The sequence below is a fragment of the Calditrichota bacterium genome, assembly GCA_013152715.1.
Taxonomy (GTDB): domain Bacteria; phylum Zhuqueibacterota; class Zhuqueibacteria; order Thermofontimicrobiales; family Thermofontimicrobiaceae; genus 4484-87.
Genome location: JAADFU010000027.1, coordinates 1 through 11,483, shown reverse-complemented (window position 1 = coordinate 11,483; position 11,483 = coordinate 1). Strand labels below are relative to the sequence as shown.

General features: G+C 45.5%; 13 protein-coding genes. 9 read left to right on the top strand and 4 right to left on the bottom strand.

What is annotated here, in order from left to right:
• Positions 1-24: 24 nt before the first annotated feature.
• From GXO74_02475 to ribD, 4 genes are all read right to left on the bottom strand, one after another.
• Positions 25-498 carry a 6,7-dimethyl-8-ribityllumazine synthase gene (locus GXO74_02475; GenBank protein NOZ60524.1) on the bottom strand — a complete coding sequence of 158 codons (474 nt, stop codon included), beginning with the start codon at positions 496-498 and terminating at the stop codon, positions 25-27.
• Positions 499-677: 179 nt separating this feature from the next.
• Positions 678-1,916, bottom strand: coding sequence for a bifunctional 3,4-dihydroxy-2-butanone-4-phosphate synthase/GTP cyclohydrolase II (locus tag GXO74_02470; protein ID NOZ60523.1), 1,239 nt, complete (start codon positions 1,914-1,916; stop codon positions 678-680).
• A gap of 72 nt (positions 1,917-1,988) precedes the next feature.
• Positions 1,989-2,627, bottom strand: coding sequence for a riboflavin synthase (locus tag GXO74_02465; GenBank protein NOZ60522.1), 639 nt, complete (start codon positions 2,625-2,627; stop codon positions 1,989-1,991).
• Positions 2,628-2,632: 5 nt separating this feature from the next.
• Positions 2,633-3,751 (bottom strand): bifunctional diaminohydroxyphosphoribosylaminopyrimidine deaminase/5-amino-6-(5-phosphoribosylamino)uracil reductase RibD, encoded by a 1,119-nt coding sequence (gene ribD, locus GXO74_02460; GenBank protein NOZ60521.1) that lies wholly within the window; start codon positions 3,749-3,751, stop codon positions 2,633-2,635.
• Between the two features lie 483 nt (positions 3,752-4,234).
• Between ribD and GXO74_02455 the strand changes: the two genes are divergently transcribed.
• The 9 genes from GXO74_02455 to GXO74_02415 form a co-directional block, all read left to right on the top strand.
• Positions 4,235-6,514, top strand: a complete 2,280-nt coding sequence (locus tag GXO74_02455) for a vitamin B12-dependent ribonucleotide reductase (GenBank protein ID NOZ60520.1) — start codon at positions 4,235-4,237, stop codon at positions 6,512-6,514.
• Positions 6,515-6,849: 335 nt separating this feature from the next.
• Entirely contained in the window at positions 6,850-7,539 is a 690-nt protein-coding gene (locus tag GXO74_02450) for a hypothetical protein (GenBank protein NOZ60519.1), read from the top strand.
• A gap of 63 nt (positions 7,540-7,602) precedes the next feature.
• Positions 7,603-8,121, top strand: a complete 519-nt coding sequence (locus tag GXO74_02445; GenBank protein ID NOZ60518.1) for a cob(I)yrinic acid a,c-diamide adenosyltransferase — start codon at positions 7,603-7,605, stop codon at positions 8,119-8,121.
• Between the two features lie 157 nt (positions 8,122-8,278).
• On the top strand, positions 8,279-8,875 hold the full coding sequence (maf, locus tag GXO74_02440) for a septum formation protein Maf (GenBank protein ID NOZ60517.1): 597 nt from the start codon (positions 8,279-8,281) through the stop codon (positions 8,873-8,875).
• Positions 8,876-9,092: 217 nt separating this feature from the next.
• Positions 9,093-9,431: a DUF86 domain-containing protein gene (locus GXO74_02435; GenBank protein NOZ60516.1), complete on the top strand. Its 339-nt coding sequence runs from the start codon at positions 9,093-9,095 to the stop codon at positions 9,429-9,431.
• Entirely contained in the window at positions 9,428-9,721 is a 294-nt protein-coding gene (locus tag GXO74_02430) for a nucleotidyltransferase family protein (GenBank protein NOZ60515.1), read from the top strand. The genes GXO74_02435 and GXO74_02430 overlap by 4 nt, the downstream gene beginning before the upstream one ends.
• Before the next feature lie 192 nt (positions 9,722-9,913).
• The gene (locus GXO74_02425; protein ID NOZ60514.1) at positions 9,914-10,264 is read left to right on the top strand and encodes a hypothetical protein; all 351 of its coding nucleotides are present in this window, start codon (positions 9,914-9,916) and stop codon (positions 10,262-10,264) included.
• A gap of 32 nt (positions 10,265-10,296) precedes the next feature.
• Positions 10,297-10,806: a thioredoxin family protein gene (locus GXO74_02420; GenBank protein ID NOZ60513.1), complete on the top strand. Its 510-nt coding sequence runs from the start codon at positions 10,297-10,299 to the stop codon at positions 10,804-10,806.
• Positions 10,807-10,808: 2 nt separating this feature from the next.
• On the top strand, positions 10,809-11,483 hold a 675-nt coding region (locus GXO74_02415; GenBank protein ID NOZ60512.1), incomplete at its 3' end, for a UDP-N-acetylmuramate:L-alanyl-gamma-D-glutamyl-meso-diaminopimelate ligase.

The following is an 11,483-nucleotide window of genomic DNA, read 5'->3' as shown; positions in this document are numbered from 1 at the left end:
AAATTCTGAACTTTGAGCTCCTAACTATTTCTTGTCAATTTCCGTCACCAATTCAGCCATCTCCAGCGCCGTCATGGCAGCGTCCCAGCCTTTGTTGCCGGCTTTTGTTCCGGCGCGTTCAATGGCCTGTTCGATGGTGTCCGCGGTAATTACGCCGTAAACAGTGGGAACGCCTGTCTGCAAATTCACCTGTGCGATGCCTTTGGTTACTTCAGCGGCGATGTAATTGAAATGAGGCGTAGCGCCGCGGATCAGCGCGCCGAGGCAGATAACGGCGTCGTATTTTTTTGACTGCGCCATTTTCTGCGCCGCCAGGGGAATTTCAAACGATCCCGGCACCCAGGCAATGTCGATGTCATTGTCGTTTGTCTGGTGACGACTCAGGCAATCCAGCGCGCCTTCTAACAGTTTTTTGGAAATGAATTCGTTGAATCTGCTGACAACGATGCCAATTTTTTTATCTTTCCCAATAAATTTTCCTTCAATTATTTTCGGCATAATTCCTCCGGGAATTTATGTTGGCGAATTAAATTTTTCAATCTTTGTTTTGGCTGTTCGTTTTTTTTTATAAAACAGGCCATTTTCAGATGAAATCCCCAGACAAAAAGGCACAAAGAAAAATATTTTTTTCTCGGCGTCTTCCGTCTCTCTGCGCTGAACAAAACAGAACGAAATTTTTATTTGTCAAGCGTGTCCGGCGTTTGGCATTTTTCTCCGTTCAAAATCAGATGGCCTAATTTGTCGCGCTTGGTCTCCAGGTAAAAGGCATTTACCGCATTGGGCTGAATTTCGATGGGAAGCCGCTCCACAATATTCAAACCATAGCCCTGTAGTCCGACAATTTTTTTGGGGTTATTGGTCAGTAGCCGAATATTTCTCACTCCCAAATCAACCAGAATCTGGGCGCCGATGCCGTAATTTCTCAAATCCGCTTTAAATCCCAGCTTTTCATTCGCTTCCACTGTGTCCAGCCCTTCATCCTGAAGTTCATACGCCAGAATTTTGTTTGCCAGCCCGATGCCGCGGCCTTCCTGGCGCATGTAAAGCACAACGCCGCGCCCTTCTTTCTCGATCATTCGCAGTGCATGGTGCAACTGATCCCCACAATCGCAGCGCAGCGATCCTAAAATATCTCCGGTGAGGCATTGAGAATGTACGCGTACGACGATCGGCTCCTCGGTGTTGACATCGCCTTTGACAATTGCCAAGTGGTGGTGTTCGTCAACAGCGCTTTCGTAAAGATAGAGCTTAAAATGTCCGAATTTTGTCGGGAAATTTGCCACCGCCCTACGCGTGACCAGTTTGTCTTTGCGTCGGCGGTATTCGATCAAATCGCGGATAGTGATGATTTTCAAGTTGTGCTGTTTGGCGATTTTCATCAATTTGGGCACGCGCGCCATGCTCCCGTCATCGTCCATGATTTCGCACAAAACGCCGGCCGGGTACAATCCTGCCAGACGAGCCAGGTCAACAACCGCTTCAGTGTGCCCGGCGCGGCTCAATACTCCGCCTGCTTCGGCTTTGATGGGAAAAATGTGTCCCGGTCGGGCGAGATCCGACGGCTTGGCTTCGCCATCAACCAGCGTTTTGATTGTAATCGCTCTGTCGTGGGCAGAAATTCCGGTGGTTGTATTTTTCTTGGCGTCCACGGAAACCGTGAATTGTGTGCCGTGGTGAGCGGTATTTTTCTGGACCATGGCCTCCAATTCCAACTCGGTTAGACGCTCCTGCGTCAGCGGAACGCAAATCAATCCTCTGCCGTAGGTCGCCATAAAATTGACACTCTCCGGCGAGATCTTCGTCGCCGCCATGATAAAATCGCCCTCATTTTCCCGGTCTTCGTCGTCAACGACGATCAAAATTTTTCCATCGCGGAAATCTTCGATGGCTTCTTCAATAGTATTAAATTTAGTCATCTTTTCTTTGGTCTCAAATGTCAAAATTTGTCAAGCCGGACCCTTTCAAAGGGTCGGTTAATTTTCAAACAATCAATCAAATCCCTGTTCCTTAAGCCAATTCTCTGTAATTTTAGTTTTACTCGCTTGGGAAAAAAATTGTTCAATATATTTGGCAAAAAAATCAACTTCGATATTGACTGCGTCGCCGGTATGATTGAACTGAAATGTAGTGCTTTGCCAGGTGTGCGGAATCACGGCGATTTGCAGTCGATTGCCGTCTTTGGCGGCAATGGTCAAACTGACTCCGTTTATGGCGACGGAACCTTTGCCAATAGCGTATTTTTCCAAATTTTCCGGAATTTCGACGATCAGGCTGGATTGGCCGCCGTTTTGATTGATGCGAATGATTTTTCCGACGCCGTCCACGTGGCCTTGGACAATGTGGCCTCCCAATCTGTCGGAAAGCCGCATGGCGCGTTCCAGATTGACGGCGTCGTTTTCTTTCAGGCCGCGCAGCGTGGAACGATTGAGCGTTTCCTCGACGGCATCGACGAAAAAAGCATCCGGTTTGAGGCGGGTCACGGTCAAACAAACGCCGTTTACCGCAATGCTGTGGTCTACCTGCAAATCTTCCAGCACGCGAGACGCGGAAATTTCAAAAATTTTTTTCCCTGCTGCCGATTGAATTGAGCGAACTGTGCCGATTTCTTCTATTAATCCGGTAAACATCTCTTTTAATCAGTTTGATTCTTTTTGCCGGGATAGATGATTTCGCCGTCAACGACAATGTCAGGCCCCAGCTTTGTTAATTTCCAATTTTTTAGTTGCAAACTGTCATCTACGGAGAGAATGTCCAAATCCGCAATCGCTTCTTTTCCTTGGCCCAAAATTTTCGGTGCCAGAGCAACAACGAGCCGGTCGACAAGCTGCAATTTCAAAAACGAAGTTGCCAGCTCAGCGCCGCCCTCAATCAGAACAGAGCTCATGCGCGCCTGGGCGATCTTCTCTAACAGCCCTTTCAGCGGCACCTTGCCGCAGTCGTCGGCGTCAAAGCGCCAGACGTGGGCGCCGGTGGATTTGATTGCTTTCGTCTTTTCTGCGTCGTCAGAGATCGTCGCCAAAATTGTTTGATGCGTTTGGGCGTCGTTCAATATTTTGCTTGCCAAAGGCGTTCTTAACCGGCTGTCCACGATGACTCTCAGCGGATTTTTTCCGTGAACCATGCGCACGGTCAATTTCGGATCGTCCGCCAGCGCCGTGCCGATGCCGATGATAATGGCGTCGTTGTCGGCTCTGAGTCGGTGTGCCAGTCTCCGCGCCGGTTCGGAAGTGATCCATTGCGAATGGCCTGTCCGCGTGGCGATTCGTCCGTCCAATGTTTGCGCTATTTTCAATGTTACGTAAGGCAACTTTTGTTTGATGTACTTAACGAATGTGCGATTCAAATTTTCACAGGCCTCTTTTTCAACGCCGTAAGTCACGTCAATGCCGGCCTGACGCAGCGTTTCGATTCCCTGCATGTTGACCAACGGATTGGGGTCAACCATGCCCACGACGACGCGTTTGATTCCGGCACGGATGATGGCGTCAGTGCAGGGAGGCGTTTTTCCGTGATGGCAGCAGGGCTCCAGATTTACGTACAACGTTGCGCCGCGGGTATTTTCGCCGGCGTCACGGATGGCGGCAACTTCTGCGTGTTCTTTCCCGAAGCACGCATGGTAACCTTTCCCGATAATTTCGCCATTTTTTACTATGACTGATCCGACAAGCGGATTCGGCTGAACCTTCCCTTTTCCTTTTCGGGCTAAATTCAAAGCTTCGCGAATAAATTTACTGTCTGTGTCGGCACTCAATCTAAAAAAATATCCTCGTCTTCTGGTGGAAAAACGGCAAAATTAAATATTTTAAAACATTGCTAACTAATTGAAAAAAATAAAGTTGTTGTTTAAACAATAAAAACGACAATTTCACAACGCAACCTATTAATTTTTCTTTTCTTTGGAAATCTAATATACAGATAATTTAATAACAAGTCAAGGAAATTTTCCGGATCAGCGTCAAATTAATGTTAACTTTAGAAAATTTATTGAGCTTCTGGGAACACAATATATGGTATGAGGATAAAAAAAAGACACAAAATATTGTAAAAAATGGAAAAAGTTCTTGACATTAATGTCAGAGAATTGTATATTATTTTTGCTTTTTGGTCACATTGATTTGTCGAAATCGCAAAAAATAATTAATATTAGCAAGGAATGAGGGGTAGTATGTCAGCCACAGTATCGAAAGATTCCCGCACGTTAAATTTGTTCGCGGATATTGCGGCAAGGGAAGCCATGTCCGCGGAAATTACTGAAATTGAATCCAGCAATTTGGTGACGGAAGCGCCGCCTCAGGATCGCGAGAGTCCGGATCAAGCGCCGGCAAAGGAGCCGCTTCCCACGATCGCACTGACAGAAAATGCGTTGACCGTTCTGAAGCGTCGTTATTTGTTAAAAGATGAACAGGGCAACGTGATTGAGGCACCGGAACAGCTTTTCCGGAGAGTTGCAAATTTTATTGCTTCGGCAGATCTGGTTTACAATCCGCAAGCAGATGTCCGGGACACATCTGAAAAATTTTATCGCATGATGGCGACACTGGAGTTTATTCCCAATTCGCCGACATTAATGAACGCCGGCCGAAGATTGGGGCAGTTGTCCGCCTGTTTTGTGCTTCCGGTGGACGATTCCATGGATAGCATTTTTGAGACCGTGAAAAATACGGCGCTGATTCACAAAAGCGGCGGCGGCACCGGCTTTTCCTTTTCACGGATTCGACCGAATAAAGACATTGTTCAGTCCACCAAAGGCGTGTCCAGCGGCCCTATTTCATTTATGACGGTGTTTGACGCGGCGACTGAAGCGATCAAACAAGGCGGTACGCGTCGCGGCGCTAATATGGCGGTGCTGCGCGTGGATCATCCCGATATTTTAGAATTTATCACTGCCAAGGCGGAAAACGATCGGCTGAACAATTTCAATATTTCCGTCGGGTTGACCGAAGCTTTCATGGCGGCGCTCAAAAATGACGAGGAGTATCAATTGATCAACCCGAGAAATGATCAGCCTGCAGGAAAGCTCAAAGCCAGAGAAGTATTTGACAAAATTGTCGAAATGGCATGGAAAAACGGGGAGCCGGGAATTGTTTTCCTCGATCAAATCAATAGTGACAATCCAACGCCGGGAATCGGCGAAATTGAATCCACCAATCCGTGCGGCGAACAGCCGCTTTTGCCCTATGAAAGCTGCAACCTGGGCTCGATTAATTTGGCAAGATTCGTTTCCGACGGCGGCATCGATTTTGACCGTCTCCGGGAAACAGTGCGTCTGGCGATTCATTTTCTGGACAATGTCATCGACAAGAACAAATTCCCGCTGCCGGAAATTGCCGAAATGACGCGCGGCAACCGGAAAATCGGGCTGGGCGTCATGGGCTTTGCGGATTTGCTGCTTCAATTGAAAATTCCTTACAATAGCGAAGAAGGCATTGCCATCGCTGAAAAAGTAATGAGCTTTATTTCCGACGAAGCCGATCAAATGTCCGTCGAATTAGCTCAAATGCGCGGCGTTTTTCCCAATTTCGAAAAGAGCATTTACAGGGAAAATGGTCCTCGATTGCGCAATGCGACAAGGACTACCATTGCTCCGACAGGAACCATCAGCATTATCGCTGGTTGCTCTTCGGGCGTGGAGCCGCTTTTTGCGCTGACATTCTGGCGCAATGTAATGGATAACGACCGCCTGCTCGAAGTGCATCCCTTGTTCGAAAAAATCGCCAGGGAGAATGGTTTTTATTCCGATGAAATCATGAACCGCGTGGCAGAGGAAGGGAGCATTCAACGCATCGATGAGATTCCCGAAGCCGTCAGGCGCATTTTCGTTGCGGCGCATGATATTTCGCCGCAATGGCATATTCGAATGCAGGCCGCGTTTCAGAAATACACAGATAATGCCGTGTCCAAAACCGTGAATTTTGCCAACCATGCGACAGTTGACGATGTGAAGGAAGTTTACGAGTTGGCGTACCAATTGAATTGCAAAGGCGTTACTATTTATCGCGACGGCAGCCGCGAACAGCAGGTTTTAAATGTGGGAAAGATAAAGAAGGCTGCGCCGGATCAGCCCGTTCAAGTGCAGAGCCGGCCCGAGGTTTTGACCGGAAAAACAATTCGCATGCGCACCGGCTGCGGCTCAATGTACGTGACGATCAATGAAAACGAACAGGGATTATTTGAAGTTTTCAGCACTATCGGAAAAGCCGGCGGCTGCGCCGCGAGTCAGGCGGAAGCTATCGGGCGTCTGATTTCGCTGGCTTTGCGCAGCGGAGTGGAGCCGTTGGAAGTTCAAAAAGAGCTCATCGGAATCAACTGCCATAAACCGTTCGGATTCGGCAAAAATAAAGTTACGTCCTGTGCTGATGCGATTGCCAAAGCGATTGGTTTTTATTTGAATAACAAAAATAGCGCTGCGGAGAAGATCAAATCATTTGGCGCTTGCCCGGAATGCGGCGGCCAGATTGAATATGAAAGCGGTTGTTCCGTGTGCCGTTCCTGCGGCTATTCCGAATGCGGATGATCTGAAATAATAAAAAAATGATCAACAAAGGCAGCTTTCCTTAAAAAAAAGAGAAGCTGCCTTTTTCATTGAAAATAAAAAAAGAGACGCTAGCAAAATCACCAATTGCTGATAACAAATGTCGGTGATTCATGTTCGATGACCAATATTTTTCAAATATTTCTTGCAATTCAAGTTTTTTGATAATATATTGAAATAGTCATGATTGTAATTTTTTGAATTAGAAAAAAAGAGGGGTAGCCCGAATCCGGCGAGTGGGAACTCGACTATTTGAATGACATTAAACTAATAGCAGATGAAAATTTCTACTATGGTGTATTTTTTAAGGAGCAAGCATGAGACGATTTTTGATTTTTTCGGCGGCAATGTTCATCATTTTTCCTGTGGTCATTTTGGGGCAAAGCCGTAATTTTGAGCAGCCGCACAAATTCACCACTGAATTTATGTTCGGTATTCGTGCGCCAATGGCGGAAACGCGCCACGACGTACTGTCCGGATTTTCCTTACGCGCCGGCATTGGCTATCAGTTGAATCAAAATTGGGAGATAGCTCACCTGTCGTTTGATTTCGGCAATTCTTCGCCCCACGATCCGGAGTGGGTGAGTTTTTATGATTATTACACTTATTCTTCTTATTTGCAGCAGGAAACAGTTAATGTCTATGGATTCCCTTTGACGACGAGGCTTCGCTTTCAGCTTCATTCCCAACTCGCCGGATATGTGGGCGCTGGCGTGGCATATTACTGGTTTCGCACGCGGCTGGATCATCCTTACTACGGCGAAATAAAAGGACCGCGTCGGCGTCACGGGCCGGGAGGCTTGTTTGAATTTGGCGTGTTTACGGATGCGTTCAGCGAAAACGTATTGGTCGGATTGACCGCCAATGTGCTTTATCTGCACACTTGGGGCGAGACTCTGACCACGCCGAAAGCGGATTCCGCGGCTGAACTGCACAAAAAGATTTATCGTGATGACTGGTATCTTACTTTTGGTGTGACGCTGAGATATTTTTTAGGGACGCAGTGATTTTTGTAGCAAAAGACCGATGAATTGAGTTTGCATTTTTGAAGAGAAATAAGGGTCGAAATTTTGGAAAAAGGCTATGTGCAGATTTACACCGGCGACGGGAAAGGGAAAACAACCGCCGCTCTGGGTTTGGCGCTGCGGGCTGCCGGCAAAGGGCTAAATGTTTTCATCGCTCAATTTATGAAAGGGCAGGATTACGGGGAACTGCATTCCGTGAAAAATATTCCGCAAATTACCATTCACCAATTCGGCAAAGCGACATTTGTCCATGTGGATCAGGCCACGGAAGAGGATGTCCGCATGGCGCAGGAAGGACTTGAGGCATCGCGCCAGGCACTCGACTCCGGCAAATATGACATTGTGATTCTTGACGAAATCTTCATGGCGCTTTATTTTCAATTGATCACGGAGAAAGATTTGCTGAAGTTTATCTCGGAAAAGCCGGAAAATGTTGAGCTAATTCTCACCGGAAGAAAGGCGCCGCAGAAATTTATTGCTTTGGCCGATTTGGTGACGGAAATGAAGGAAGTCAAACATTACTACCAAAAAGGCGTCAAGGCGCGCGCTGGGATCGAGAGTTAGCGCTGGAAAGTTGGTTTCACTATAGCCAGCCGGAATTCAACGTCTAAATTTTTCTTGATTTTCAAAAAAAAATTGGCTATATAATTGTAATGCAAATAGCTCGCACGCTTTTGTTTCGGCGGCTGGCGGGCGCTTTTTATTCAACTCGATTGGTTACATGGCAATATTAAACACGGAAAACAAACGTATTGTTTTAGCATCACGATCTCCGCGGCGCATTCAATTGCTGAAGAAAATAGTGACGCATTTTGAGAGCCGCGCCAGTGACGAGAACGAGGACGTCCCTGAGGGCCAGCTTCCCGAAGATGCCGTCAAAGAATTGGCGCGGCGAAAAGCGGAAAAAATTAGCCGTCAAATTGATGCGGGAATTATCCTCGGGGCGGATTCTGTCGTCGTTGTTGACAAAAAAATTCTGGGTAAACCAGCCGACGCGCAGGAAAGCCGGACGATGCTGCAAATGCTCAGCGGCAAGTCGCATCAGGTTATGACCGGCGTCTGTGCGATCAAACGACCGGAAAATCGCGTGCTATCTGATGTCTCGGTGACGGAGGTGAAATTCCGCGAACTGAGCGATTGGGAAATTGATGCTTACATTCGCAGCAACAAACCGTTCGACAAAGCGGGTTCCTATGGCATCCAGGATGACGCGGCGGTGTTTGTGGAAGAAATACGCGGCTGCTACTACAACGTCGTAGGCTTGCCGGTGTCGATGGTTTATCTGATGGTGAGAGAATTAATGGTGAATCTGGAATAAATGTTTTGCTAGAGATAATCAGGTGATATTTTTTCTCGACTAGTAATACCAATTACCAGTTAAATTTTATGATTCACCATTTTTATTGAAATTAGGTGGTAGAGGACGCATATATGCGTCCCCTACAATGTCTTTAAACGTAACATTTACAAGAAATTTTTTCAACTGGTCATTCATATTAGTAAAAAATACGACAATATGGTTTGTTTGAAAGAATATGAAAAGACAATTTGAAGATTATCTAAAAGATATTTATGCTGCAATGGTGAAAACGCAGGACTTCATTGCAAATCTGCCTTTTAGCCAATTCTCTGAAGATGATAAGACTGTTTTCGCTGTCATTAGGGCATTGGAAATTATTGGAGAAGCTACTAAAAACATCCCAAATGAAATAAGGGAAGAGCATAGTGAAATTCCCTGGAAAGAAATGGCAGGGATGCGGGATATTTTAATTCATGATTATTTTGGAATAGATCGGGAAACAATTTGGTTGACAGTTACTCAAAAAATTCCACAAATAGAACCTTACATTAAAAAATTGTTAGAAAAATTATGAAGAAATTAGAAAGCTTAAGAAAAATTTTGGCAGAGCATAAGGATGAATTGATATCAGAATATGCTGTGGCTAAAATTGGAATTTTTGGCTCATTTGTGAAAAATGAGCAGAATGAAAATAGTGATCTCGACATTCTGGTCGAATTTGAAAAGCCAATCGATTTGTTTACTTTTGTAAATTTTAAAAATTACCTCTCTGATTTATTGGGAGTTAAAGTTGATTTGGTAATGAAAAAGGCTTTAAAGCCTAAAATTGGGCAGCGAATTTTGGAAGAGGTTGTGGAGATTTAAAAAAATCAATTTTTAAAATGGGTTCTATCTCGTAAATAGTTATGTAGAGTTGGGTTGGATCAGTTTTCAAATTATTTCATTTATTGTTAATGTTTCTGAAGTCGCTAAGTTTAGTTCACAACAGGCCTTTTTTATGAGAAACACTCATCTCAGGGCTGCTGGCGGGAGTAAATTCATGGGAGGAAGTCTATCGTGGAACAGGATGAATTCAAGCAGCTTGGCGCAAAGATGAGAGAAGCGCGTTTGGGAAAAAATATTTCTTTGGAAGAAATTGCAGATAGGACGAAAATTAATCGTGATTTTTTGAAAAAATTTGAAGACGGCGAGTTTGATTTTTTGCCGGAATTTTATGTGCGCCATTTCATGAAAAGCTATTTGGCGTGCATTAGCAAAACTGCCCTACGTTTGCTGGAAGAGTTTGAAGAAGTGCGCCGGCGAGTTCATGAACTTGAACAATGTGAGGCTGAAATAGAAATGCCGAAAACCGCACCGAAAATTAAGCAAGTTTTTGAAATGGTCGGAATTAAAAAAGTGTCCCCTTAAAAATTTCATTAATCCAAAACAGAGGGAAAATTATGCCGAAAAAAATTCTTGCGCTGGGATTGCTTCTGTTATTATTTGTTGTTTCTTGTGAGAAAAAACAAGAGGCGGTGAAAAAAGCAACTTATCCCATCATGACGAATCGTATCAATGTGGAAGAAATGTTTTCCAAAATCCCCGCCATGAAAACAGAACTGGAAAATTATCAGCCGGACTCGGCAGCAATTGGATTTTTAAAAAATTTTAGTCAAGATATTACTGTGACAATCCTACTGGGAACGTGGTGCCCGGACAGCCGCCGGGAAGTGCCGCGATTTTTAAAGGTCATGAGCTCGGCGCACAACCCCCATTTTCAGTACGAACTTTTCGGATTGGATCGCGCGAAAAAAGATTCCCTGGGCATGGGTGAGAAATTTGCTGTCGAATACGTCCCCACTTTTGTCGTGCTGAAAAACGGCAAAGAAATTGGCAGAATCATCGAAACGCCCACAGAAACAATCGAACAAGATTTAGTGGAAATTTTATTGAACGCAGCCGGAAATTGAAGATGATTTTTGATAAAGAAATTAAAAATATTTACATGATTGCCATTTGCGGTACGGCGATGGGATCTTTGGGCGCCATGCTGAAAGCCAAAGGGTTTCACGTGTACGGCTCTGACAGCCACGTTTATCCGCCCATGAGCACATTTTTAGCGGGACAAGGAATTCCTGTTTTTGACGGTTTTGACGAAAAACATCTTGAGCCTGCGCCAGATCTGGTCATTGTCGGCAATGCCATGTCGCGCGGCAATCCCGAGGTAGAAGCTGTGCTGGAGAAAAAAATTCCCTATCTGTCTTCGGCTGAAGCCTTGAAAATATTTTTCATTCAGGGCAAACGTTCCATCGTGGTCAGCGGCACGCACGGGAAAACCACAACCAGCTCTCTCTCGGCGTGGTTGCTGGAAGCTGCGGGAAAGGATCCGTCGTTTATGATTGGCGGCATTCCGAAAAATTTCAATCAGGGCTACAAGCTGGGCGAAAGCGATCTTTTTGTCGTGGAAGGCGATGAATACGACACCGCATTTTTTGACAAAGCGGCGAAATTTTTTCATTATTTGCCGCACACGCTGATCGTCAACAACATCGAATTTGATCACGGCGACATTTACGATGATCTGGATCAAATCAAACAGGCGTTCCGGCGATTGGTCAATCTCGTGCCGCGCAACGGGCTTTTTCTG

Coding starts and splice junctions, on each gene's coding strand:
- GXO74_02475 (NOZ60524.1), bottom strand. CDS start 498: ATGCCGAAAATAATTGAAGGAAAATTTATTGGGAAAGATAAAAAAATT.
- GXO74_02470 (NOZ60523.1), bottom strand. CDS start 1,916: ATGACTAAATTTAATACTATTGAAGAAGCCATCGAAGATTTCCGCGAT.
- GXO74_02465 (NOZ60522.1), bottom strand. CDS start 2,627: ATGTTTACCGGATTAATAGAAGAAATCGGCACAGTTCGCTCAATTCAA.
- GXO74_02455 (NOZ60520.1), top strand. CDS start 4,235: ATGTCCGCGGAAATTACTGAAATTGAATCCAGCAATTTGGTGACGGAA.
- GXO74_02450 (NOZ60519.1), top strand. CDS start 6,850: ATGAGACGATTTTTGATTTTTTCGGCGGCAATGTTCATCATTTTTCCT.
- maf (NOZ60517.1), top strand. CDS start 8,279: ATGGCAATATTAAACACGGAAAACAAACGTATTGTTTTAGCATCACGA.
- GXO74_02435 (NOZ60516.1), top strand. CDS start 9,093: ATGAAAAGACAATTTGAAGATTATCTAAAAGATATTTATGCTGCAATG.
- GXO74_02430 (NOZ60515.1), top strand. CDS start 9,428: ATGAAGAAATTAGAAAGCTTAAGAAAAATTTTGGCAGAGCATAAGGAT.
- GXO74_02420 (NOZ60513.1), top strand. CDS start 10,297: ATGCCGAAAAAAATTCTTGCGCTGGGATTGCTTCTGTTATTATTTGTT.